Here is a 24,793-nt window from a genome sequence, read left to right as displayed (position 1 = left end):
GGGAGGTTTACAACAGCCTCTCCACCCTAAAAACAAATAACAAATGTTCGGAATAGAAGATCCCGGTATCTGGTTAGCCTACCTGTTAGCCTTCGTGTGTTTAATTTTTTCTTTATGGTTCGGAATTACCAATTGGAATAAAGGAGATAAAGAGAGTGATAACCCTAAACAACCTGATAAATGAGTACCCTTACCCTTGGAATTGTTGTTATCCTTTATATGTTTGTCATTGCCTGGTTAGGGTATATCGGATATAAACAGACAAAAAATGCCAGTGATTATCTGCTAGGAGGAAGAAAAGTCAATCCTATCATCATGGCCCTCTCCTATGGAGCTACATTTATTTCTGCATCGGCTATCGTGGGTTTTGGCGGTGTCGCAGCTACTTTCGGTATGGGTATCCAGTGGCTATGTCTGCTGAATATGTTTATGGGAGTGGTCGTAGCCTTTATCTTCTTCGGTAGAGGAACCCGTAAGTTAGGAGAACAGCATAATGCGCGCACATTTCCACAATTATTGGGAATGCACTATAAATCGCGGAGTATACAGATATTTATAGCAACTATCATTTTCATAGGAATGCCATTGTATGCGGCCGTTGTCATGAAAGGAGGCGCTGTTTTCATCGAACAGATGTTCCATATCGACCTGCATCTGGCTTTATTGATATTTACTTTGATTGTGGCTGCTTATGTAATTACCGGTGGTATAAAAGGCGTTTTATATACAGATGCCTTACAGGCTGTGATTATGTTCGGCTGTATGTTATTCCTTTTATTCTGGTTTTACAAAGTCATGGACATGGGCTTCATTGAAGCGAATCAGAAATTGACGGAGATTGCCCCGCTTGTCCCCGACCGTTTCAAAGAGTTGGGACACCAGGGATGGACGGCGATGCCGGTCACCGGTTCTCCCCAATGGTATACCTTGGTCACATCGCTTATCTTAGGTGTCGGACTAGGTTGCCTGGCACAGCCTCAGTTAGTTGTACGTTTCATGATGGTGGAAAGTACCAAACAGCTGAATCGCGGAGTGCTTATCGGCTGCGTGTTCCTGATTGTAACCGTAGGAGCCATTTACCATGTCGGAGCATTGTCGAATCTGTTTTTTATGAAGACGGAAGGAGTTGTCGCTTCGGAAGCCATCAAAGATATGGACAAAATTATCCCGTTGTTTATTGACCGTGCAATGCCGGAATGGTTTGGTGCCGTCTTCATGCTTTGTATCCTGTCGGCCAGCATGTCCACACTGAGTGCACAGTTCCATACGATGGGAGCTGCATTCGGGGCGGATGCATTTCCGAACCTGGGACGCCGTAAAAATACAAACTCAACGATGGGAGTCCGCATCGGAGTTTTATGTTCTATCCTGTTGAGTTATATTATCTGCTATACGTTGAGTGCCGGTATTATAGCCAGAGGGACAGCCTTATTTATGGGTGTTTGTGCAGTCACATTCCTTCCCGCCTATTTCTGTGCATTGTATTGGAAAAAGGCGACAAAACAAGGAGCTTTAGCCAGTCTCTGGACGGGAGCATTGGCTAGTATGTTTGCCATGCTGTTTCTCCATAAGGCAGAAGCCAGCGCGGTTGGTCTGTGTAAAACATTGACGGGAAAAGATGTGCTGATCGATACATACCCCTGGTTTGCGATAGATCCTATTCTATTTGCTCTCCCGTTGTCTGTTATTGCTATTGTCGTTGTCAGCCTGATGACGCAGGAAAAGACTAATAAGATATAATATGGAATACATTAGTATTTATTGCATGTTAGAAAACATATATTAGCATTTTAACTATTGCTACTTATGAAAAGATCCGTACTTTTGTACTGTGGTTTTTTCATAATAGTATTAGATTTAAGGTTAACAAAGTTGGTTAGGGCTTGTCGTGAGACAGGCTTTAATTTTTTATAGACCTCTCCTATTCCATACTTTTTTTAATCGACCTCTTATTTTACATGACTATTAATCCTAATTTCCTACCTTTGCAACAAAAAAGATGATCAAATACTTTTGTTTACTTCTGCTGATTCTATGCAGCTGCAATAATGGGAAAAAGGAGAATGATGTGCTTCATGTGGCTGTCCTTCGCGGACCTTCCGTTATTGCTTTTGCAAAGATGATGGAGGATTCGCCGGAGATAGGAGGTAAACGGTTATCTGTAGATATAGTCGACTCCCCGGAACTGATGCAGGCATTATTAATAAAAGGGAAAGCGGACCTGGCTGCCCTTCCTATGATTAATGCAGCCAATCTTTATAATAAAGGATTGAAATATTCCTTACTCGGATGCCCTGTCTGGGGAAATCTGTATCTTGTCGAAAAGCAAGGGATACGGAATCAATCACCGGAAACAGAAACTTTATATGTCTTCGGTGCAGGTACAACTCCCGATATCCTGACCCGCTACTATTTACATCAAAAAGGATTATCTTATTCTTTGAATTATTCGTTTACTACTCCCGGTGAAATAAGCCAGGGATTGCTAGCCGGACAGATTCAGACGGCTGTCCTGGCAGAACCGTTTCTAAGCGTGATACTTCGGAAAGACAGTACTTTATCGATAAAAACGAGTCTTAACAATCCGGACAGTACCTCTCCGGGATTTGCCCAGACCGCGATTGTCTATGCACCTTCGTTAAACGATAAAAGAACATTGCTGGATAGCTTATTAAATGAGTCCTGTCAGTTTGCCGTCAGTCAACCTCAAAAAGTAATAGAGATTCTGGATAGCCGCAATATATTTGCCCCGGGAGTACTCACTCCGGAAAGCATAGAGAGATGCCGTATTAACTATTTATCAACCGGAGAAGCCAAAGAAAGCATTCTCGATTTCCTTCGTCTGATAGAACAATATGAACCGAAAGCCATAGGAGGAAAACTTCCGGACAATGGCTTTATTTCAGGAGAACGATGAAAAAAGGATTTATCTCATGTGTGTCAGTCTGCTTGCTGCTGCTTGTCTGGCAGTTAGTAGCCTCTTCAACGGACCAGCCGGAATTGATTCCGTCCGTTCCGGAGCTGATAAAAGCCTTATTTCAGTTATTCGGTACCGATACTTTTTATAAAAGCATATCAGCTACCATCCTGCGCGGTATTTCCGGCATCATTCTATCATTGGGAGCCGCGGTGATGACAGCTTTCTTATTTGCCCGTTACGAATTACTTTATGAGTTATTCCGTCCCCTGCTGACAATCATGCGCTCTGTTCCGGTCATCTCTTTTATCTTATTGGCTTTAATCTTTCTTGACCCGGAAGGAATACCGTTAATAATTGCTTTTCTGACCATGTTCCCTTTATTAACGGAAAACCTGACGAAAGGAATCATTAGTCTGCGGCCCGGACTTTCCCTAATGGCAGCCCAGTTCAAAATCAGTCGCAAAAACAAACTGATACATATATATTATCCCCAACTGAAACCTTTTTTATTCAGTGGACTGGCGTCTGCTACCGGATTCGGCTGGCGTGCCATTATTATGGGCGAGGTACTTTCACAATGCGCCTTCGGTATCGGCGGGGAAATGAAACGTGCACAGTTATTCATATCGGTTCCCGAATTGATAGCATGGACTGTTATTGCCGTTTTGATAAGTTTCCTGTTTGACAAAGGAATCAGCCGGTTGGCACTGGTTACATGGAGCATACAGTACAGCCATGGAAAACCGGAAAAGGAAGAACTTCCCCATCCTTGTCCTATAGAAGCAGCAGACGTTACATTTCAATATGACGATACCAAAGTACTATCGCATTTCTCATATACTTTTGAACCTGGCACCATTTATGGTATAAAAGCTCCGTCAGGAAGCGGAAAAACAACTTTACTGAATCTGCTGGACGGAACATTGAAACCAATCGAGGGAAAGATCATATCTCATCGGGAAGAAAAGTTTGCTGTTGTATTCCAGGAACCGGAACTACTGTCCCATTTAACTGTCCTGCAAAACAGTTGCCTACCGTTAGCATCGCTCTATAAACAATCTTATGCGGAACAGGAAGCATTAACAGCATTGAGAATGGTCGAGATGGAAACTTTCACGGAACGCTATCCTAACGAACTGAGTTACGGCCAGCAACAGCGCGTAGCCCTTGCCCGGGCATTGGCATATCCATCTACTGTTATGCTTCTTGACGAACCTTTCAAAGGATTGGACAAGCCACTCGCAATCCGCATCATCGACCGCATAATTGAACGACAAACAGAATATAAACGCACTGTCATCTTCACATCACACAATCAGGAAGAGATAGAGCGCTTTGCTTCCGTTATTATCCGGCTACCGATAATCAATTAACTTTTACGGGATTACAAGGAATTGAGAACCAGAACGTAGAACCTACGCCTTCCTCAGAATCAATACCTATCTCTCCGTTCAACATCGTTATAATTGTCTTACAGATAGACAATCCAAGTCCTGTCCCTTGTTTAAACCTATCCAGTTTGACAAACCGGTCAAAAATGGTAACCTGGTCCTCTTTCTTTATGCCGGTACCGGTATCGCTGACATAAGCATAAATGCCATTATCAGTCAAGCGATAACCATACCGTATCGTTCCTGCCGATGTAAATTTGACCGCATTAGACAAAAAGTTAGTCAACACCTGTGTAAGTCTTGTCTTTTCAGAAATGATACTGTAGTCGCTTCCGTCATTTTCAAAAACAACCTTTACCCCGGCATTTACCCGCCGTAAGAAAGCCGGCTCCTGCGGTTTGAAGATACTATTTAAACTGAAGTCTGAATAAATGAACTCCAACTTACCCGATTCTATCTTTGAAATATCGAGAATATCATCAATCAATTGCAACAGAAATTCATTACTCGATTCAATAATCTTCAGATATTCCTGTTTTTCTTCATCCGTTTCCGCCTGCGCCATCAAAGTAGAGAAACCGACAATCGCATTTAAAGGCGTACGTATTTCATGGCTCATATTGGCGATAAAGGCTGATTTCATCCGGTTACTTTCCTCCGCAAGACGCTTCGCCTGTACATCTGCTTCGTGGCGTTTATCCACCGTGATATCCCGCAGGATACCAATAGCTTTCAGGGGTTTACCGTCTTTACTATATTCATATACTTCACCGATTTTCTCCAGCCAGACATATTCTTCCGAAAAATAACGGCAACGGAAACTCAGGCGCAATGATTCTATCTCACCTTGGGCAAAGGCAGTCACAACATCCCGGTACATTTGCTGGTCGTCCGGATGGATTTTTTCAGTAAAACTTTCGTGGGAAATATAAGCATGAATCATTTCACCGTTCTCTACATGAGAAAGTTCCGCCGTTTCATTCACAACATCCCATATCCACGGATAGATACGGCCTGCCATACAGGATAAGGCCAGTCTTTTATTATTTTCATGCAGTTCTTCTTCAATTTGCCGTTGTTTGGTGATATCCCAGGACATACCCAATAGAAAAGGTGCTTTTCCTTCGCGGGGTACCAGCAATTTCATGGTATCCATAGAACGCACTATACCTTTGGGGTCGAGCATCTGTTCAACAAACCGTTGCATCTCTCCCGTTTGAAGCACCTTCTCATCCATATCCCTGAAAGACTGCGCTGCAACAGGGTCAACAAACAAATCAAAGTCCGTTTTCCCAACAACATCATTGTGAAAACGACCATATATCTGATTCATCATCGGGCTGGAATAAACATAACGGAAGTCATCTCCAGTATCCTTAACAAAGAAGAACATTGGTACTGAGTCTACTATGTTCGAAAGTAACCCGGATAAATCTTTATATTTTTGCTCCAATGCATTTTCTTCTGAATGCGCAAGTTCCATAACTTCAAAATTTATTATTTCACAAAAGTGTTGAAAATAAACGAGAGTAACAAATATTAAAAGAAAGAACTTCCCACAAAAGTAAAATAAACGGCAAAAGATTATCTTTGTAGGCTATAAATAGAAATGAAAGAATTATGACAACATTATTCCATTCACTTATCTCCCACTCTTTAAACATTCCGGCCGGACAAGTCGAAAGAACGATCGGGTTGCTTAATGAAGGGGCGACCATTCCTTTTATCAGCCGTTACCGGAAAGAAGTTACCGGAGGACTGGATGAAGTCCAGATCGGGAATATCAAAGACCAACTGGATAAGCTGACTGAACTCAAAAAACGAAAAGATACCATATTAAGTTCTATCGAAGAACAAGGGAAACTAACCTCTGAACTCAAGAAACGAATCGAAGATTCCTGGGATAGCACCGAGATAGAAGACCTTTATCTGCCCTACAAACCCAAACGGGTAACCAAGGCTGAGATTGCACGTAAAAAAGGGCTGGAACCGCTTGCCAAAATTATCATGATACAAAACGAACCGGATTTGCTGGCCCGGGTGAAGAGTTTTATCAAAGGAGAAGTAAAGAATGCAACAGAAGCCTTGCAAGGGGCACGAGATATTATCGCTGAATGGGTGAACGAAAATGAAGGGGCACGTAACGCCGTGCGTAATTCTTTTGCCCATACAGGGATTATTTCTTCTAAAGTTATTAAAGGAAAAGAGGAAGAAGGAGCCAAATACCGGGACTATTTCGATTTCAGTGAACCGCTGAACCGATGCAGTTCCCATCGTTTGCTGGCCCTCCGCCGCGGAGAAGCGGAAGGTATCCTCAGAGTCAGCATATCACCCGATGTCGATACTACACTCGACCGTTTGAAAAGACGGTTCGTAAAAGGGAACAGCGAAGTTTCCGATCAGGTAGCCAATGCGGTAGACGACTCTTTCAAACGTCTGCTGAAGCCTTCCATAGAAACGGAATATGCCAACCTGAGCAAAACGAAAGCCGACGAAGAGGCCATCCGTGTTTTTGCAGAGAACTTGCGGCAGCTTTTACTGGCACCGCCGTTAGGACAAAAGCGAGTGTTAGGTGTCGACCCCGGATATCGTACCGGATGTAAATTAGTCTGCCTGGATGCCCAGGGTAATCTGCTTCATAACGAAGCCGTCTATCCGCATCCGCCGCAGAATGAAAAGAGCAAAGCCGCAGCTAAAGTCTCTCAATTGGTGTCGACTTATGCCATCGATGCTATCGCTATCGGCAACGGAACTGCAAGCCGCGAAACGGAACAGTTCATTACCAATATCCGTTATGACCGGAAAGTACAGGTGTTCGTTGTCAGTGAGAACGGAGCTTCCATCTATTCTGCCTCAAAGATTGCCCGGGATGAGTTTCCTGAATATGATGTGACCGTACGGGGAGCCGTCAGTATCGGACGCCGGTTGATGGACCCACTGGCAGAACTGGTTAAAATCGATCCCAAAAGCATCGGAGTCGGCCAGTATCAACATGATGTCGACCAGAGTGCTTTAAAGAAAAGCCTGGACCAGACTGTGGAGAGTTGCGTAAATATGGTGGGAGTCAATGTGAATACGGCCAGTAAGCACCTGCTGACTTATATCTCCGGTTTAGGACCGACACTGGCACAGAATATTGTTGACTACCGAGCCGAACATGGGCCTTTCCAATCCAGACGTGAACTGTTAAAGGTGCCGCGTATGGGTGAAAAAGCGTTTGAACAAAGTGCCGGATTCCTTCGCATACAAGGTGGCAATACACCTTTGGACAATTCCGCCGTTCACCCGGAAAGTTATCCGATTGTGGAACAAATGGCCAAGGACTTAAAATGTACCATTGAAGAGCTGATTACCAATAAAGAATTAAAGAAGAAGCTCGACCTTAAAAAATATATTACAGAGAAAGTCGGTATGCCGACTCTGCTTGACATCATGGAAGAATTGGATAAACCCGGTCGTGACCCGCGCCAGGCTATCCAGGTCTTTTCTTTCGACCCTACCGTTAAAACGATAGAAGATCTGAAAGAAGGGCTAGTCTTACCGGGAATTGTGACCAATATTACGAACTTCGGTTGCTTTGTAGATGTTGGTATAAAAGAGAACGGATTGGTTCATATCTCGGAACTTGCCGACCGTTTTATCAGCGACCCGACACAGGTGGTTTCTATCCATCAGCATGTTAAAGTGAAAGTTTTGAGTGTAGACCTGGTCCGTAAACGGGTTCAGTTATCTATGAAAGGATTGTGATATGAAAATAAACAAAACAAATGTGGCCAGGCTGTTGGATAAAGCTAAAATAGCCTATCAGCTGGTTCCCTATGAAGTCGATGAAAATGATTTAAGTGCCACCCATGTGGCAGAGCAATTAGGAGAAAACGTAGAACAGGTATTCAAAACGTTAATCCTTCACGGAGATAAAAGCGGATATTTTGTCTGTGTTATCCCCGGAGCCGATGAAGTGGATTTGAAAAAGGCAGCCAAAGTGTCGGGCAACAAAAAATGTGAGATGATCCCGGTGAAAGAATTATTGCCTTTAACCGGGTATATCCGGGGAGGATGTTCCCCTATCGGAATGAAGAAACATTTCCCGACCTATATCCATCAGTCTGCCGGACAATATGATACTATATATATCAGTGCCGGACAACGAGGATTGCAGGTTCAGATAGCTCCGGATGATTTAATTCGTGAAGTGAGGGCCGAAATTGCAGATTTGATTGCGGAGAAAGAGCTGTGATGATAAAGCTAAATAAAAAAGAGAATGCAGGAAAAGCCAGCATTCTCTTTTTATTTAGGTAAACTGTATTTCTATAATTTAGAATTTCCGGAATATATACCTTTTCCCTTCGCTATTTAAAATCAGTTGCTTTCCGCTCAGTTTCTCTATAGAGAATGTACGTGTTTTAGACTTCCAGTCGGTATAAGACAAGAAATCTACCAAGCCTGCGTCTTCAGTCAATTCCAATTCCAACTGGTCTTCATCCTTTATCGTATTGAAGCCATATTGCAAAGCATAATCGTCTTCAGCCGGGATGTACACCTGATACATAAATAAAATATTCTGGAAATTATAAAATACCGTATCAGCCTGTATCACATCGCCATTAGCTTCCACTTGCTGTAATTGCCATTTGCCTTCCAACTTATGCTCCGTATCATTACTACATGCAGCCATCAAAATTGTGACAGCGGCTATCATCCAGTATTTCATTTTATTTATCATAACAAACCTTTTGTACTCGGTAATTCATATTTATAAATATCACGGCGTATAGCCATTTTTACAGAACGTGCCAAAGCCTTGAAAATACCTTCTATCTTGTGATGCTCATTCGTCCCTTCCGCCCTAATATTCAGGTTCATGCGGGCGGCATCACTCAGGCTTTTAAAGAAATGAAGAAACATCTCCGTCGGCATGTCGCCAACCATTTCACGATGGAACTCGGCATCCCAGACCAGCCAGGGACGTCCGCCGAAGTCGAGAGCCACACTGCACAGGCAATCGTCCATCGGCAAAGAATAGCCATACCGTTCGATGCCGCGCTTGTCGCCTAAGGCTTTCAGCAAGGCTTCACCCAGGGCAATCGCCGTATCTTCAATTGTATGATGCTCGTCAACGTCGAGGTCACCCTTTACACGTATAACCAAATCCATACCGGAATGTTTTCCTATCTGGTCCAGCATATGGTCAAAAAAGCCTAATCCGGTCGAAACCGCTGTCTTTCCGTTTCCATCCAGATTTACTTCTACGTAAATATCCGTCTCCTTGGTGGTGCGCTGCACAACGGCACGGCGTTCGCCGGCAAAAAGATATTCGGTAATTTTATCCCAATCATCCGTAATAAGTACAGGGGAAAGAGAAGGATTCCCGACCAGCAACCTGTCTGCCTCTTCATTCGAAGGACGCAGCCATATGCCTTTTGCACCCAGGTTTGCAGCCAGTTCCATATCTGTCAGGCGGTCTCCTATCACGTAACTGTTTGCCAGATCGTACTCACCGGCCAGATATTTACCCAGCATTCCGGTACGCGGTTTGCGGTTGGGAGAATTATCCTCCGGGAAAGAGCGGTCGATCAGCATGTCATCAAAGACAATCTCCTCGCCTTCCAATGTCTTCAGCATCTTGTTATGGGCCGGCCAGAATGTATCTTCCGGAAAAGAAGAGGTACCCAATCCGTCCTGGTTCGTCACCATGACAAACTCAAAATCAAGCTGTTTACGTATGAAGTATAAATTGCGGAATACTTTAGGATAGAACTCCAGTTTCTCCAGGCTATCCAGCTGGTAATCAACAGGAGGTTCTATCACCAATGTTCCGTCTCTATCGATAAAGAGAGCTCTTTTCATGCTTACAAACTTTTTAAAGCCTTCAATAAGGCATCGTTTTCTTCCGGTGTGCCGACAGTGATACGCAGACAGCCGTTACACAATGTCACATTATTCCGGTTACGTACAATAACGCCTTTCTTCACCAGTTTATTATATACGGAATCAGCTTTACCCACATTTACCAGGATAAAGTTTGCATCGGTCGGATACATTTTATGGACAATCGGCAGTTCCGGCAAAGCAGCCTGCAACCGGATACGTTCGGACATGATACGGCGCAACTGTTCCAACATCTGGCCTTCATTATTCAACAAGTCCAACGCCTGTTTCTGTGTAAGCACATTGACGTTGTAAGGATACTTAATCTTGTTCAGTATCGCAATAATTTCCGGAGAAGCAAAAGCCATGCCCAACCGGAGGCCTGCGGCTCCCCATGCTTTGGATAATGTTTGCAGAACTATCAGATTCGGGAATTTCTTCAGTTCGGGAAGGAAAGAAGGTTCTGCCGAGAAGTCGATATAGGCTTCGTCGAGTACGACTATTCCTTCAAAGTTCTTCAGTATCTTATATATTTCATCCCGGTTCAGGCTGTTTCCCGTCGGGTTGTTCGGCGAGCAAAGAAAGATTACTTTTACCCATTCGTCCACTTCTTCCAGTAATGCTTCCGCATCCAGTTCGAAATCAGGAGTTAAAGTCACTTTCCTGAAATCCACGTTGTTAACGTTGGAAGCTACTTCATACATACCGTAAGAAGGGGCGATACTGACAATCGTATCAATTCCCGGGTCGCAGAAAGCACGGATAACAAGGTCTATCGGCTCATCGCTGCCATTGCCCAGAAAGATGGAATTACGGTCTACATCTTTCAGTTCGGCAATCCGTTCTTTCAACTCCCACTGTAAGGGGTCGGGATAACGGTTATAAGGCTCGTTATAAGGATTCTCATTTGCATCCAGGAAAACAGATGCACTTCCGTGAAACTCGTCTCTTGCAGAGGAATAGGGTTTCAACGCCCAAATATTAGGTCTTACCAGGTCTTTTAAATCCATCATATTGTTTTCAATCTTATTGTTACTGCATTGCGGTGTGCATCCAGTTGCTCGTTACCGGCCATCGTCTGGATTGTGCCGCCTAAATTCTTAATACCTTCAGCAGTGATTTCCTGGAAGGTTATCTTTTTGATAAAGCTGTCCAGGTTTACACCGCTGTAAGCCTTGGCATAGCCATTGGTCGGAAGCGTATGATTCGTGCCCGAAGCATAATCGCCGGCACTTTCAGGAGTGTAGGGTCCCATAAAGACACTTCCCGCATTCTCTATCTGTTCAGCGATATGAGCGTAGTTCTCCGTTTGTATAATCAGATGTTCCGGGGCATACATATTCGTGAAAGCAATTACTTCGGGTTCGTCTTTCAGGACGATTATACGACTATGTTCCAATGCTTTTGCAGTAATATCCTTACGGGACAGTTCAGATAATTGCTGTTGGATGGCATCGACTACAGGAGATACGATACTTTCTGCCGATGTAACCAGCATAGCCTGGCTATCTGCTCCATGCTCTGCCTGTGAAAGGAAATCGGCGGCAATAAAGTCCGGATTTGTTGTTCCGTCGGCAATGACTTCCACTTCGGAAGGGCCTGCGGGCATGTCGATGGCAACGTCTTTCAGGCTGACAAGCTGTTTGGCTGCTGTCACGTACTGATTTCCGGGGCCGAATATCTTATAGACTTTGGGGACAGATTCCGTGCCGTATGCCATGGCTGCGATGGCCTGTATTCCTCCGGCTTTGAATATCTTGCTGACACCTGCCGTTTCTGCGGCAAACAGGATGGCCGGATGCACTTTTCCTTCCCGGTTCGGAGGAGTACATAGTACAATCTCCTTACATCCGGCGATATGTGCAGGAACCGCCAACATTAATACGGTTGAGAACAAAGGGGCCGTTCCTCCCGGGATATACAGGCCGACCTTTTCTATGGCAACTGCTTTCTGCCAGCAGGTTACTCCGGAGGTCGTCTCCACCTTTTGTCCGATAAAACGCTGGGAGGCATGAAACTTCTCAATATTTGCCTTTGCTATGCGAATAGCTTGTTTTAAATCTTCGGAAACAAGTTCGCGAGCTTCTTTTATTTCTTCTTCCGACACCTGAAGACCGGATAGCGTGACCTTGTCAAACTTCTCTTCGTAACGCTTAACGGCGGCATCCCCTTCGCTACGCACTTCATTCAATACAGTCCGGACCGTATCGAACAAAGTCGTAACATCCAAAGCCGGACGTTTCACCAAAGAAGGCCAGTCTGCTTTTGAGGGATATTTAATTACTTCCATATTGTTGTTTTGTTTATATTATTGTCAAAAATGAGACATCGATAGCCATGTGAAATACAAATTATCAGGAACGAACGAAAAAGACCTTATTTATTAATTGCCAGCCAATTACAGTTTCCTCGTAATTCCATGCTCAGGAAACTGTAGTTTCCTACCGAGGGAACGCGAATTTCCTGCTGAGGGAACTGTAGTTTCCTGCCTGGGAAACCGGAGTTTCCTCAGTAGGAAACTGACTCGACATTAAAGTATCATTTTCTCAATCGGGATAACGAGGATACCTTCGGCCCCGAGTGATTTCAGTTTACCTATAATTTCCCAGAAATGTTTCTCGGCTATGACAGACTGGACGGATACCCAATCGCCGTTAGCCAAAGGCGTCACCGTCGGACTCTTCATACCGGGTAATACTTCTATGATTTCATCCAACTTATCTTTCGGTGCGTTCAGCAATACATATTTCTTGCCTTCAGCGACCTGGATAGCTTCGAAACGGAATAACAGTTCATCAAGTATCGCCAGCTTTTCTTCCGACAAATTGTTGTTCGCAATCAGAAGCGCTTCGCTTTGCATAACCACTTCCACCTCTTTCAGGCGGTTGCTGACCAGCGTGCTGCCGGAACTGACAATATCGAAAATTGCATCTGCCAAACCAATACCCGGAGCTATTTCAACAGAACCGCTGATGACATGCATATCGGCTTTTACACCTTTTTCTTTCAGATAAGTATTCAGGATACCGGGATAAGATGTAGCGATTGTTTTGCCTTCAAACCATTCCACGCCCTTGTAGTCTTCATCTTTAGGAATAGCCAGTGACAAACGGCACTTACTGAATCCCAGTCGTTTAACCAAACGTGCTTCTCCCCCTTTTTCAACGTATTCATTCTCACCGACAATACCTATATCGGCAACGCCATTGGCGACAGACTGAGGAATATCATCATCACGCAGGAACAGAACTTCTACCGGAAACCCTTTTGCCGATAACAGCAAAATGCGCTTTCCTCTGTTCAGTTTGATACCTGCTTCTTCCAATAATAACATTGTTTCATCGTATAAACGACCTTTTGATTGTACTGCAATTCGTAACATGTTTATTTTTGTTTTAATAATTATATGCTTTCCGAAAACAAAATAAGGCTTACCGTATAACGGCAAGCCTTATCTAATTATATTATGCGTATCTACACACCAATCAGCCCACCGAACTACTGCCCGTTGTAATGATGATGATGATGATGTGATACTTTTCTTCTCATTTGTTATTTTATTGATGCCACAAAGTTACAATAATAATTGAAAATGCAAATAAAACTATCAAAAGATTAGCAGGTACGCACACTTTTTTTCTACACGACTGTTTTATGCTTAGTGTTCAATTATATATAAATGATTCGCCTGTTGCCGTATTTTGTTTGCCAGCATCTGCGGATAATCCGGGTGAGAGGCAAAAAAAGCATCAACCTCTGCCCTTGCTTCCGGCGACATATGGCCTGACAGCAAGGCACGAACCCAGGCTGTCGGGAAAAATATATCTCCTGTCCGCTGCACTTCCTGCATCGCTTCCAGTGCCGGACGGATATAGGCTACCGCTTCTTTCTGCCGTGACGGATGATTCAGATTCGCCAAAGCAGCAGATGCCCAGGGTTCTACCCGGCGGTTTTCAGCCACCAGTAAAGAGGCAAAAACACTGTCGCGCACTTCTTTATGCGGTGAGACGGAAGGAGAAATAAAGGCATACTCCCGTTTCCGGTCAGGATTAGTTATACGCGATTGCTGGCTGTTTATAATCTCATCCGCCTGCTCCGGCAAATGAAGAGCCAACGTATAAGATAAGCTGATATAATCGTTTTCACTTAACGAACAGCCGGCGGGAGCTTGCTGCTTCTTCCATAAGTCATATAATGCGGCGATTGCTTCCGGCGATTCTGCGATGGAACGATACGAGCGGAACGCCTGCAAACAATGTTGAGGAACGGAAGAGGTCGCCACAATCTGTCCTAATGTTTTTTCCAGAGGGGCAGCATCCACCGGAAATAAACGCTGACAATTACCGATATACCCTAAAGCGGCCGAGAATAACAACGAATTATCTTCTTCCGGCAGATAGTTCAACATAGCCTCCATATATGATTCGGGCGAAATCGTCCGGTTCAACAGATTTTCATACAATGTGATTAACAGAGAACCTCTCAGCAATTCATTTTCACAAACCGGAAGATAGGCGGCACAAGCCTTGGCATCCGCTTCGTTCAACCGGAAAAAGCCATACCCTTTTCCATCCGTATTCGGAATAATGAAACTCCCCTCTTCCGGGACCGTTTTCAATTTCTCCCGGATGGAATTTGAATTTCTCCCGAAAGAAACTGAAACTTCTTCCGGTTCCCCTGTTTTGGGAACAATCAGATAAGTGAGGTCCTGCGGCCAGTTCAACCCTCTGCCGAAAGGGTCTTTCTGCGAAACGACCAAGCTATCGCCGACAATGGAAGCGGCAATTTCAGGCATGCCTTTTTCATTTACCCAGATATGGCTCCAGCCGGACAAATCGTCATCCGTATATGTATCCAGAATACCAATCAGGCCCTCCCAAGAAGCATTTCCGTAGGCATATGTTTTCAGATATTCCTGAATGCCTTTCCGGAAAGATTCCTTACCCATCTTTTTAATCAGCATTTCCAGGACGACGGGAGATTTATCATAGATGATGTTACCGTAGACCAGGCCGGCATTACGAAGATTATCCAGTTCCTGTTTGATTGGATTTGCTCCGGCAGTACGGTCTTCCGCATAAGCGGGAGGAATATAATCCTGCATGAAATTCAAAGCATGGTTTACACCCGGATATAGCGGTTCGACAATCTGCGAAGCAAAATAATTGGCAAACACCTCCTTCGTCCAGACATCGTCAAACCATTGCATGGTCACATAGTCGCCAAACCACATATGGGCTGTTTCGTGAGCAATCAGGGCACTGCGGCTCAACTGCTCGTTCAATGTCGGGTTCTCATTCAGGAACATACGACGGTCGGTATAGAACGTTGCCCCGGTGTGCTCCATTCCCCCGAACTGGAAACCGGGAAGGATGATCAAATCATACTTGGCAAAAGGATACGGAATGGCGGTATAATCTTCCAGCCATGTTAAAGCGTCAAAGACTTCCGATGCGATTTCGGGACATTGGGCGACTTTCTTCGGGTCTGTTTCCCTGTGGTACAAGGAGATTTCCCTTCCATCCCGGGTGTATGTTTCGCGGATAAATTTTCCGGCAGTAAAGGCGAACAAATAAGTACTCAGCGGTTCTGTTTCCCTGAATGAAATCAACTTGCGTCCGGGAACGGATAGGATATCCGTTTTCTCTATGGCACCGTTTGTAACGGCTTGCCATGCTTCGGGAACTTCCAGCGTCAGCGTAAATAACGACTTCATATCCGGCTGGTCGAAACAGGGAAATGCAGTCCGCGCCCGGTCAGGAACCAGCAAAGTATAAAGGAACTCGTCCCTCCTGTTCAAAGACTGGTCGGCAGGAGTAAATTCTATGGATACTTTATTCTCTCCGACGACGCTCCGTTCTGCCGGGATGATGATATGTTCATTTTTTACCTCATAAGGCACTTCCCCACCATTCAGCAAGACAGAAGCGACCTGTGAAGCATCTCCCCTGAAATCAATAATAAGCGGCAGTTTTTCTTTCAGCGACAGTTGTATAACAGCCTTACCCCTGACCGGCTCCTGCCTGGATTCAGGAATGGAGAAAAACAGGTTATATCTGACCTGCCCGAAATGTTCTTTTCTGAAACGGGCCAATTCATGGCTGACTCCAACTTCCTGCAAGTTAACATCTTGCTGTTGCGTCGAACAGGCTGTCAGCAGACTTACCGCCGCAATGCCAGCCACTTGATAAATCATATGATTTGAATGTGCCATCTTTTTACTCTCTCAAATATTCAGCTATCGACATAAAGTTACGTTCCAACAGATACATCTGCGATGCCATAAAAGTAAAGAACTCTCCCCAATCTTGCCGGCGGTGAAAGTCTAGTCCTTCCCTGGCGGTATAAATACGAGCTACTTCTTTCCCCGTATCCCTTACAAAACAAATATCCCAGGTCAGACCTCCGGGAAAGTCCTGTTCCAGCATTTCCTTATACCAGGTCAGGCGTTCGTACATTTCAAGCCGAAGCTCTTCACTCCGGTGATTCACTTCAAGAATCACATAAGCACCGTTGCGGCTGATATCGAACTTCAATTCTACTCCTTTCACTTTGGTATCATACAAAGTCCACATCTTTTTACGCCCCCGCAAATAAGGCTGCACTTCACAATAAGCGGCGAAACTCTCCCAAAACTCCAGTTTCAGGTTCTTTAATTCGTCTTTACTATACATTATTTATATATATCTTTCTTTCTCAATCTTATCACATTGCCATAGGTTTCCAGTTGCTTCATATCGATACGCCGGGAATTGCCTACAATGACATAAACAACCGGTTTCAAGCGGACATTATGCCGGTAAAAACGGATAATATCTTTCATATCCATATCCGAGATACCCGACAATAAAGCTTCGCTCGGGTCGCAGTCAAAGCCATTCCTTCGAAAACCGGCAACCTTTTCCGGTACTTCCCGGAAGGAAGGAAAATCATTATTGACCTGGTTAACGATAGATTGCTTTACGGTAGAAATCCTTTCCTCTTTCTCCGGCATTTCGTGAATCAGGGAATTCATTATCCCCAAAGCATCCAGCGTCTTGTCGCTTTGTGTGGAAAGCATGGTGACAAACTCACCGGCTTTTCCTTCCAATTTATGAGGCGGCAATATATACCGGCCGCTCACCCGGTAAGCCAGCGAACGAAATTCCCTTATTTCCTGAAACATCAGCGATGACATATCGCCTCCGAAATAAACGGAGAATAACCGGGCGGCATGGCGCGACCATGCATCGTCTGTCACCTCTCCTTTTGCATAGCCGTAAACAATACTCTGCGAGGCTGTCGGCATATCCATAAAGTAAACGGTCGGCTTGTCATATTTCTTTGCATCCCGATGATAGGGAGCATTAACCGATACGGTTATCTCTTTCAACGGAAGGGAGGCTTCTATCTCTTCCCTGACCTGGGCGACAGGTAATGTTCCGCAATAAAGCAAATCGCATTCCGTTTGACGAACCTGGACAAAAGCATCCAAAAGTTCCTTACCTTTCAGTTTCTTGACTTCAGAGAGGGATAACTTAGTAAGAAACCGGGATTGTTCGCCATATTTCACTTTCTCGAGCAACGCATTTGCGATGTTATCACTCGATTCGAAGAAAGCCTTCTCGGTGACTTTCGCATCATTTATTACCTGACGGATTTGTTTATCATCTGCTTTCACGTGCCTGATAAAATCGCCGGCCAGCTGAACCGTTTCCTTAAAATGTTTGTCGAAACCGGTAATCCGCATGAAAAACTGCTTGTCAGTGGCATCGAAAGAAATCGTACTGCCCAGGACCTGCAACCGCGTACGGAATTCATGGAACGACAGAGAGTCCGTTCCCAAAAACTGGAGGTAATTAGCCAGATGCATCAGTTTGGGTTGCTCCAACGTTCCAACCTGATAAACCAGGTTAAGGGTAAATATATCCGTAACAGGATTTGCCGTTGCATATAAAGTGGCTAACGGAGTCAGGCTCACCGTTTCTACATCTTTCTGAAAATCAATGAAACGCGGCTTCACTTCTTGTACCGGCAGTTGTTCCAACTGTTTAGCATATTCGGAAGAGGCTTCCGAGTTTTTGGGTACAATCGGACTGAAATCCGGTTTCGCCAAATTATCCTTCGGATATTTGCCTGTCGTCTTTGTTACACATAAATAGTTTTCACTGAAATATTTACGGGCCACACGGACTACGTCTTCCTTTGTCAAAGCATCAATACCGGAAACCTCCTGCAAATAATCCTCCCAGCTTTTACCTTGCGAATACAAAGACATCATAATCCGGGCACGCGAATCTATATTCTCCAGATTAGAGGCATATTGGCGGCGTTGCTCCTGCTTCAGGCTATTGAATATCTCGTCACTGAAATCTCCTTCTTTCACCCGGTTGATTTCTTTCCAAACCAGTTTTTCGGCCCCGCCATAAGTCTGGAACATCAGCTTGGGGATAACAGCAACGGCCAGTATCCCGGCTTCATTCATACTTTCATTCATAGCCATAGACGCCATAATCTTCCGGTCTACCATCAGTTTATCCAGAAAACCGGTTCCGTTCGCATTGTTCAGCATATTAACCGCCACAGCCAACGCCACCTGGTCTTCATGATTGGCCGGAACGCCACGGAACCCCATTCCCATCGCTTTCACAAGAGGTACAGGGAATTTTATTTTCATTTTCTCCTTTCCTTTAAACGGCGGAAGAGCCACAATATCGTGTTTGGGAGCTTCTCCCGGACGGATACGGGAAAAAGTTTTTTCCAGAACCGGCAATACAGCCTCCGTATCAAAATCCCCACTTAATATCAGCCCCATGTTGGAGGCCACATAATATTCTTCAAAGAACTTCCGCATCTCTGTCAGGCGTGGGTTCTTCAAGTTCTTCGTACTGCCGATTATCGGATAAGCATACGGATGCGGGGCAAAATAACGGGCAAGCAACCGATCCATAACAGGCCCACCGATGAAATCACCATACATATTTTTCTCTTCATAAACAGTTTCCAGTTCGCTCTGGAACAGGCGGAAGACCGGATTCAGCAGGCGTTCGCTGTTGATTTCCGCCCACTGGGACATATATTGCGGGGAAAAGGTATTGAAATAGATTGTTGCATCATAAGACGTTGCGGCATTCAAACCCGAACCGCCATATTTGGAAATCAAACGGTTGAACTCATTGGGAATTACATAGTCGGAAGAACGGATACTTAATTCGTTTATCTCTTTCTGTATCTGGGAGCGAACCGCTTCATCTTCTGTGGCCGCCAGTTCGTCATATTTCAGCGCGATAGAATCCAGCAACGTTTTCTCCGCATCGTAATCGACAGTTCCGATTTTGTCGGTTCCTTTGAACATCATATGTTCAAAATAATGGGCAATTCCGGTATCCGGACAATCCTTCGCTCCTGCCTTTACGACAACGGCACCGAATACTTTCGGCTGGCTATGGTCTTCATTCAGCCAGACTGTCAATCCGTTTTTTAGTTTATATTCTTTTACTTTCAGCGCTTTTGTATTCTGAGCCGCAAACAGATTCGAACAACTTGCAAATAACATCATCAGAACTAATGTTTTCATGGATATATTACCATACATCTTTATATTATGGTCTACAAAGATACCGGATTCCTTTTTGTTATCAGGGGTTGATTAGACTTTTTTATTATTTAAACCAAATGCAGTTGTAAATGTTATCATTATAAAAGAGAGATAACAACATGGTAAATTTAGGTAGCTGGATGAACAAAATCCTCGTCGGCTGGGGCGTGGATGCGAAAATCGCAAATACATTCGATGAAATGATTATTGCCGTACTACTGATCGCGGTAGCTGTAGGAGTCGATTACTTATGTCAGTACATTTTTGTCGGCAGTGTACGGAAGTTATCGGAGAAAAGTCATTATTTCTGGGATACTTTGTTGATTAAGAGGAGAGTTATACATAATCTGGTGCATGCCATTCCCGGAATTTTGGTCTATACTTTATTGCCGATGGCTTTTATCCGGGGAAAAGAATTGTTGTTGATTTCGCAAAAAGTTTGCGCCGTTTATATTGTATTTGTTCTGTTGCTGGCCATCAACGGATTTATCCTGGTGGCAATGGATATATATAATCATAGGGAGGTCAGTAAGAACCGTTCGATAAAAGGATTCGTACAGGTACTTCAGGTGCTGGCTTTCTTCATTGGAGGGATTGTGATTATTGCCATTCTTGTCAACAAATCACCAGCCACATTGTTTGCCGGACTGGGTGCTTCGGCCGCCATCCTGATGTTAGTATTCAAAGATACGATACTCGGATTCGTAGCGGGCATACAGTTATCAGCCAATGATATGTTACGCCCAGGTGACTGGATTACAGTTCCGGGGTCCAACGCAAACGGGATTGTACAGGAAATTACTTTGAACACCGTTAAAATACAGAACTTCGACAATACAATCTCCACTATTCCACCCTATACACTGGTCAACAACTCTTTCCAGAACTGGCGGGGAATGGTTGAATCGGGCGGACGGCGTGTCATGAAATCCATCTTTCTCGACCTGAATACAATCAAATTCTGTACACCTGAAATGTTGGATAATATGCGGAAAGAGATTCCCCTGCTGGCCGACTATCAGCCGGACAAAGGTGTGACACCGACTAACTCGCAGATGTTTCGTGTCTATGTAGAGCGTTACCTGACCAGTCTGCCGGTTGTAAACACCGACCTCGACCTGATCATCAGCCAGTTGCAATCGACAGAATACGGTGTGCCTATCCAGATCTATTTCTTTTCCCGCAATAAAGTATGGAAAGAATACGAACGCATCCAGTCGGATATATTCGATCATTTCTTTGCGATGATTCCTCTGTTTGAACTGAAAGTGTATCAATACTCTGATTAATGTAAGCTTGGGCAGCAATGATTTTTTCCCTACATTTGTGTTCACAACTTTAAATACAAATATATGAGTGAATTACAACAATGGATCAACAGTTACCTGATTAAATGGGGATTAGTACACGATTCGGCAAATATTTGGGACAACCTGGTCGTCTTACTGCTTCTAATAGCAATAACCGTCGGTATCGATTACACTTGCCGCTATATCTTCCTCGAATTATTTAAGCGTTTTGCCCAAAAAACCAAAAACCAGTGGGACGACCTGATCGTAGAACGGAAGATCATCAATAAGCTGATGCACCTGATCCCCGCGATCCTGGTTTATATCATGCTTCCGCTGGCACTACCCAAAGAGGAAATGCCTACTTTGCTCGGTGTTCTTCAGATGGTATGCAGTGTTTACATTGTGGCCGTTGTACTGCGATTCATCAACGCTTCACTGAACTTATTATTAGAGATATACAACCGGAAAGAATCGATGAAGAACAAACCGTTGAAAGGATTTGTACAAATCATTCAGGTGATTGTGTTCTTTGTCGGTGGAATAATCATTATCAGTATCCTGATCGGTAAATCGCCCGCTACGTTATTTGCCGGACTGGGTGCTTCGGCCGCCATCCTAATGCTGGTGTTCAAGGATACGATACTTGGCTTTGTGGCCGGTATTCAGCTATCAGCCAATGATATGCTACGTCCGGGCGACTGGATAACGATGTCAAAATACGGGGCTGACGGAACAGTGATCGAAGTGACGCTGAATGCTATTAAAGTTCGCAATTTCGACAACACAATTACCACCATACCGCCTTATGCACTGGTCAGCGATTCTTTCCAGAACTGGCGGGGGATGAAAGAATCGGGAGGGCGCCGTGTGAAGCGTTCCATCAATATCGACATGAACAGCGTACATTTCTGTACACCGGAGATGTTGGCGAAATTCCGAAAAATATCATTACTCACCGATTATATCGATACGAAACAGGAAGAACTGGAGACTTATAATAAAGAACACAGCATCGACGCTTCTATCTGGGTAAACGGACGACGCCAGACAAATATAGGTGTCTTCCGCGCTTATCTGGTAAATTATCTGAAGAGCAATCCCAATGTAAGCCAGAACATGACCTGCATGGTTCGCCAGCTGCAACCGACAGAACAGGGTATTCCCATGGAGCTATACTTCTTCGCATCCACCACAGACTGGATTCCATATGAAGACATCCAGGCCGATGTGTTCGACCATATCCTGGCTGTCATTCCGGAATTCGGTTTACAGGTGTTCCAGGGCGTATCAGGCTCAGACTTACGTCATTTGAGGATAGAATCAACAACGAATCTGATATAAAAGTAATATTGAAAAACAATCGCTAAAGATTCATCAATAACGAAATTATAATTATCTTTGGCCCATAAACCTTATAAATAGAAAAAATATGGCCAGACCTATTAAAGAAACACCGATTTTATACGGTAAAGATGCCCGTCGTTTCGAAGAATTGATGAAGCATCCGCGGAAAGTATCCTCAAAGGAACTGGAACGCAGAAAGAAGGATTATGAGTACTTTAAAAGTATTTCTAAATTCGATTGTAATGAATAGCGAAATTAACTCCGGTAAAGTTTTAAGAAAACTAAAGGAGAAAGAAACAATAAAGTCATTCAACTGCGGAGATGCAGATTTGAATGACTTTCTGTTTAATGAAGCACCTCTGTATAGTAATGCATTACTTGCAGTAACTTATATTTATGAAGACAAAAATAATGTCTTAGCCTATTTTAGCCTAGCTAATGACCGCATATCCCTGACTGATTTCGAAAAAACAGCCGAGTTTAATCGTTTTCGAAAACGTCGATTTGTTAATGATAAAAGACTCAAAAGCTACCCGGCCGTAAAAATATGTCGTTTGGGAGTTTCGGAAGACTGTAAAGGTTTCGGGATTGGAACAGGATTATTGAACTTTATCAAAAATCTATTCCTCATAACGAATAAAACAGGCTGTCGCTTTCTTACCGTAGATGCTTATCGTGAAGCTATCCCCTTTTACATAAGGAACGGCTTTATTCCTTTGGAAGAAGAGGATAAAGATGAACATACACGCCTGCTTTTTTACGACCTTAAAGAGAAATAAACTCAATCAAATTCGACAAAATTCTTTTGTATCACCTCATAATAAGCAAACGGGGGGTTAACATATTCTTCCAGGACCTCCGTTGCTACTAACTGTTCGGTTTCATAATCGACTTTCCAGCCATGGTTATGCTGAGTAGTGAGCCGGACAGGGTCAAAGTCCTTATCATCCTCTTTGATGAAGAACATGGCATGTTCGCCTGCGACCGGTTTGCATTGTTCCGGCAAAGTAAGCCATGCCCTGGTTTGTGCTTTATGCTCACTTTCGTCAAAATATATCAGATGGTCAAGCAATTCCAGAAAAATATCCCAGCTTATGTCATATGGAAAAGTCAGGGCAAATACCTGGTTACTCATCGTATGCATCCGGATAATAGCATCGTAACTGCGGGTATTATATATTTCCGTAAACGTACGCAACATTAAAGCCATTTGTGTTTCATCAACTCCTGCAACAATCACCATTTTGTCATTACTGACGGAGACATTCGGGCGCAAAGCCGGGTCAGGACGTCTGTCTTTTTTAAGGAATTTGTTTCGCAGGTAGAAAATCAATATGACTGCTAATGCGAAAAAGAACAGATAAGTCTTAACCGGCAATTTCTTACCCGGTTTCTTCGCCACTTGGATTGTTTTCAGCATGTCATCATCAAGCCTGAATGTGACAGGGATTACCTTTTCATCTGCGATATTCTCTCCGTTACGGGTAGCGGGTATCCATTTTCCGCTTGTCAGGGCAACCAGGCGAATCGCTTCATCATTCAGCAACGGCTCCGAACCTAAAAAGATATGCGGTTCGGTAACCGAGCCATCCGGCTCTACCGTGCAGGAAACAAGGACTGTCCCACTCACCTCCTCTTCGGCGGCCTTCTCGGGATATTGCATATTCTGCCGGATAAACCAGAACTGTGCTGCCGAACCACCTGTGTATTCCGGGAAAGTACGGTCAGAACCTTCAGAACGAAGGATAGGACTATAAACCCCTTCACTGCTGCGCAACAAATACGTCAACATATACTGATTGTCCTCCATCCGGCTGAAACTCATGGAACGATATCCCAACGATGGCAAGTTATTGATATTTTTCCCCTCATTATCAGGAGGCAACATCACAACCTCCATCAATCCGACTTTTATCCTGGAAAACCGCAAATCGTTCAAAACATGGAGATACAAAGACTGGCGAACCATTTCTTCTCCTGAAGCATCTTTCTCCCTGATACTCTCGAAACGATACTTCCACGCAATAGGGACATTGCTCTTGTAATCATCTATAAAAGAATAGATAAGGCTGATTCGGGCACCACCCAGCAAAGGAATCGGCTCGCTTACAAGACCCTGACTTTTGGGATTATCAGGCGTAAAGGCTGTAAATTCACCCTCATTCGTACCGAAACGGGTAAATGATTTTACCGGAAAAACAGCTTCCAGGCGGAACAGGGAAATATCTTTATCGGTAATCTTCGGTTCCTCAATAATCAAGCTATCCAGAAAAGGTTTCACTTCCTGCTTTATACGCAGTTCATCTGCTGTCAGATTATTATTCAGTTGTGCTTTCGCATCCATGCTCCCCAGCAGGAAAACAGACAAAAGCAAAAATTGCAACAGGCTAACTTTCATACT

Annotated in this window: 20 protein-coding genes; 10 read left to right on the top strand and 10 right to left on the bottom strand. The window is 44.1% G+C overall.

The window, feature by feature from the left end:
- Positions 1–43 precede the first annotated feature (43 nt).
- From NBH14_RS28785 to NBH14_RS09350, 4 genes are all read left to right on the top strand, one after another.
- Complete coding sequence (locus NBH14_RS28785; protein WP_199676250.1) at positions 44–184, top strand: symporter small accessory protein; 141 nt, start codon at positions 44–46, stop codon at positions 182–184.
- The gene (locus NBH14_RS09360) at positions 181–1,740 is read left to right on the top strand and encodes a sodium:solute symporter family protein (protein WP_186959350.1); all 1,560 of its coding nucleotides are present in this window, start codon (positions 181–183) and stop codon (positions 1,738–1,740) included. Before NBH14_RS28785 ends, NBH14_RS09360 begins: the two co-directional genes overlap by 4 nt.
- Positions 1,741–1,999: 259 nt before the next feature.
- Positions 2,000–2,917, top strand: a complete 918-nt coding sequence (locus NBH14_RS09355) for a substrate-binding domain-containing protein (RefSeq protein ID WP_186959351.1) — start codon at positions 2,000–2,002, stop codon at positions 2,915–2,917.
- Positions 2,914–4,293: an ATP-binding cassette domain-containing protein gene (locus NBH14_RS09350; RefSeq protein WP_186959352.1), complete on the top strand. Its 1,380-nt coding sequence runs from the start codon at positions 2,914–2,916 to the stop codon at positions 4,291–4,293. The genes NBH14_RS09355 and NBH14_RS09350 overlap by 4 nt, the downstream gene beginning before the upstream one ends.
- Here the strand turns inward: NBH14_RS09350 and NBH14_RS09345 are convergent.
- Positions 4,286–5,794, bottom strand: a complete 1,509-nt coding sequence (locus tag NBH14_RS09345; protein WP_186959353.1) for a PAS domain-containing sensor histidine kinase — start codon at positions 5,792–5,794, stop codon at positions 4,286–4,288. The genes NBH14_RS09350 and NBH14_RS09345 overlap by 8 nt on opposite strands.
- 137 nt (positions 5,795–5,931) lie before the next feature.
- On the opposite strand from NBH14_RS09345, the gene NBH14_RS09340 reads away from it, so the two are divergent.
- On the top strand, positions 5,932–8,058 hold the full coding sequence (locus NBH14_RS09340; protein WP_186959354.1) for a Tex family protein: 2,127 nt from the start codon (positions 5,932–5,934) through the stop codon (positions 8,056–8,058).
- 1 nt (position 8,059) lies between these two features.
- Positions 8,060–8,548 carry a Cys-tRNA(Pro) deacylase gene (ybaK, locus tag NBH14_RS09335; RefSeq protein WP_186959355.1) on the top strand — a complete coding sequence of 163 codons (489 nt, stop codon included), beginning with the start codon at positions 8,060–8,062 and terminating at the stop codon, positions 8,546–8,548.
- A gap of 78 nt (positions 8,549–8,626) precedes the next feature.
- Here ybaK and NBH14_RS09330 read toward each other — a convergent pair whose 3' ends face one another.
- From NBH14_RS09330 to NBH14_RS09295, 8 genes are all read right to left on the bottom strand, one after another.
- A complete protein-coding gene (locus NBH14_RS09330; RefSeq protein ID WP_250817363.1) occupies positions 8,627–9,034 on the bottom strand; it encodes a lipocalin-like domain-containing protein in 408 nt (135 codons plus the stop codon).
- A complete protein-coding gene (hisB, locus tag NBH14_RS09325) occupies positions 9,031–10,158 on the bottom strand; it encodes a bifunctional histidinol-phosphatase/imidazoleglycerol-phosphate dehydratase HisB (protein ID WP_186959356.1) in 1,128 nt (375 codons plus the stop codon). Before hisB ends, NBH14_RS09330 begins: the two co-directional genes overlap by 4 nt.
- Positions 10,159–10,160: 2 nt before the next feature.
- Positions 10,161–11,192, bottom strand: coding sequence for a histidinol-phosphate transaminase (gene hisC / locus NBH14_RS09320; RefSeq protein ID WP_186959357.1), 1,032 nt, complete (start codon positions 11,190–11,192; stop codon positions 10,161–10,163).
- Positions 11,189–12,469, bottom strand: a complete 1,281-nt coding sequence (gene hisD / locus NBH14_RS09315) for a histidinol dehydrogenase (protein WP_186959358.1) — start codon at positions 12,467–12,469, stop codon at positions 11,189–11,191. Before hisD ends, hisC begins: the two co-directional genes overlap by 4 nt.
- A 240-nt stretch (positions 12,470–12,709) precedes the next feature.
- Complete coding sequence (gene hisG, locus NBH14_RS09310; protein ID WP_007656904.1) at positions 12,710–13,561, bottom strand: ATP phosphoribosyltransferase; 852 nt, start codon at positions 13,559–13,561, stop codon at positions 12,710–12,712.
- Between the two features lie 276 nt (positions 13,562–13,837).
- A complete protein-coding gene (locus NBH14_RS09305) occupies positions 13,838–16,393 on the bottom strand; it encodes a M1 family metallopeptidase (protein WP_186959359.1) in 2,556 nt (851 codons plus the stop codon).
- A gap of 4 nt (positions 16,394–16,397) precedes the next feature.
- The gene (locus tag NBH14_RS09300) at positions 16,398–16,853 is read right to left on the bottom strand and encodes a DUF4268 domain-containing protein (protein WP_007656906.1); all 456 of its coding nucleotides are present in this window, start codon (positions 16,851–16,853) and stop codon (positions 16,398–16,400) included.
- Positions 16,853–19,717: a M16 family metallopeptidase gene (locus tag NBH14_RS09295; RefSeq protein ID WP_186959386.1), complete on the bottom strand. Its 2,865-nt coding sequence runs from the start codon at positions 19,715–19,717 to the stop codon at positions 16,853–16,855. The genes NBH14_RS09300 and NBH14_RS09295 overlap by 1 nt, the downstream gene beginning before the upstream one ends.
- 158 nt (positions 19,718–19,875) lie before the next feature.
- Between NBH14_RS09295 and NBH14_RS09290 the strand changes: the two genes are divergently transcribed.
- From NBH14_RS09290 to NBH14_RS09275, 4 genes are all read left to right on the top strand, one after another.
- Complete coding sequence (locus NBH14_RS09290) at positions 19,876–21,045, top strand: mechanosensitive ion channel family protein (protein ID WP_186959360.1); 1,170 nt, start codon at positions 19,876–19,878, stop codon at positions 21,043–21,045.
- Positions 21,046–21,108: 63 nt separating this feature from the next.
- Positions 21,109–22,389: a mechanosensitive ion channel family protein gene (locus NBH14_RS09285; protein WP_186959361.1), complete on the top strand. Its 1,281-nt coding sequence runs from the start codon at positions 21,109–21,111 to the stop codon at positions 22,387–22,389.
- A gap of 88 nt (positions 22,390–22,477) precedes the next feature.
- Positions 22,478–22,642: a hypothetical protein gene (locus NBH14_RS09280; protein WP_186959362.1), complete on the top strand. Its 165-nt coding sequence runs from the start codon at positions 22,478–22,480 to the stop codon at positions 22,640–22,642.
- A complete protein-coding gene (locus NBH14_RS09275) occupies positions 22,635–23,171 on the top strand; it encodes a GNAT family N-acetyltransferase (protein WP_186959363.1) in 537 nt (178 codons plus the stop codon). Before NBH14_RS09280 ends, NBH14_RS09275 begins: the two co-directional genes overlap by 8 nt.
- A gap of 2 nt (positions 23,172–23,173) precedes the next feature.
- On the opposite strand, the gene NBH14_RS09270 is transcribed toward NBH14_RS09275, so the two are convergent.
- On the bottom strand, positions 23,174–24,790 hold the full coding sequence (locus NBH14_RS09270) for an energy transducer TonB (protein WP_186959364.1): 1,617 nt from the start codon (positions 24,788–24,790) through the stop codon (positions 23,174–23,176).
- Between the last annotated feature and the right edge of the window lie 3 nt (positions 24,791–24,793).

The organism is Parabacteroides caecihominis, from assembly GCF_023656785.1.
Taxonomy (GTDB): domain Bacteria; phylum Bacteroidota; class Bacteroidia; order Bacteroidales; family Tannerellaceae; genus Parabacteroides; species Parabacteroides segnis.
This window is presented reverse-complemented; position numbering and strand designations above follow the sequence as displayed.

Bases quoted from the DNA above. Each gene is read 5' to 3' on its own strand.
- NBH14_RS09300 (WP_007656906.1), bottom strand. From the start codon at position 16,853: ATGTATAGTAAAGACGAATTAAAGAACCTGAAACTGGAGTTTTGGGAG.
- NBH14_RS09360 (WP_186959350.1), top strand. From the start codon at position 181: ATGAGTACCCTTACCCTTGGAATTGTTGTTATCCTTTATATGTTTGTC.
- NBH14_RS09345 (WP_186959353.1), bottom strand. From the start codon at position 5,794: ATGGAACTTGCGCATTCAGAAGAAAATGCATTGGAGCAAAAATATAAA.
- NBH14_RS09295 (WP_186959386.1), bottom strand. From the start codon at position 19,717: ATGATGTTATTTGCAAGTTGTTCGAATCTGTTTGCGGCTCAGAATACA.
- hisB (WP_186959356.1), bottom strand. From the start codon at position 10,158: ATGAAAAGAGCTCTCTTTATCGATAGAGACGGAACATTGGTGATAGAA.
- NBH14_RS09270 (WP_186959364.1), bottom strand. From the start codon at position 24,790: ATGAAAGTTAGCCTGTTGCAATTTTTGCTTTTGTCTGTTTTCCTGCTG.
- NBH14_RS28785 (WP_199676250.1), top strand. From the start codon at position 44: ATGTTCGGAATAGAAGATCCCGGTATCTGGTTAGCCTACCTGTTAGCC.
- hisC (WP_186959357.1), bottom strand. From the start codon at position 11,192: ATGATGGATTTAAAAGACCTGGTAAGACCTAATATTTGGGCGTTGAAA.
- NBH14_RS09275 (WP_186959363.1), top strand. From the start codon at position 22,635: ATGAATAGCGAAATTAACTCCGGTAAAGTTTTAAGAAAACTAAAGGAG.
- ybaK (WP_186959355.1), top strand. From the start codon at position 8,060: ATGAAAATAAACAAAACAAATGTGGCCAGGCTGTTGGATAAAGCTAAA.
- NBH14_RS09330 (WP_250817363.1), bottom strand. From the start codon at position 9,034: ATGATAAATAAAATGAAATACTGGATGATAGCCGCTGTCACAATTTTG.
- NBH14_RS09290 (WP_186959360.1), top strand. From the start codon at position 19,876: ATGGTAAATTTAGGTAGCTGGATGAACAAAATCCTCGTCGGCTGGGGC.
- NBH14_RS09350 (WP_186959352.1), top strand. From the start codon at position 2,914: ATGAAAAAAGGATTTATCTCATGTGTGTCAGTCTGCTTGCTGCTGCTT.
- hisG (WP_007656904.1), bottom strand. From the start codon at position 13,561: ATGTTACGAATTGCAGTACAATCAAAAGGTCGTTTATACGATGAAACA.
- NBH14_RS09305 (WP_186959359.1), bottom strand. From the start codon at position 16,393: ATGGCACATTCAAATCATATGATTTATCAAGTGGCTGGCATTGCGGCG.
- NBH14_RS09280 (WP_186959362.1), top strand. From the start codon at position 22,478: ATGGCCAGACCTATTAAAGAAACACCGATTTTATACGGTAAAGATGCC.
- NBH14_RS09340 (WP_186959354.1), top strand. From the start codon at position 5,932: ATGACAACATTATTCCATTCACTTATCTCCCACTCTTTAAACATTCCG.
- NBH14_RS09355 (WP_186959351.1), top strand. From the start codon at position 2,000: ATGATCAAATACTTTTGTTTACTTCTGCTGATTCTATGCAGCTGCAAT.
- NBH14_RS09285 (WP_186959361.1), top strand. From the start codon at position 21,109: ATGAGTGAATTACAACAATGGATCAACAGTTACCTGATTAAATGGGGA.
- hisD (WP_186959358.1), bottom strand. From the start codon at position 12,469: ATGGAAGTAATTAAATATCCCTCAAAAGCAGACTGGCCTTCTTTGGTG.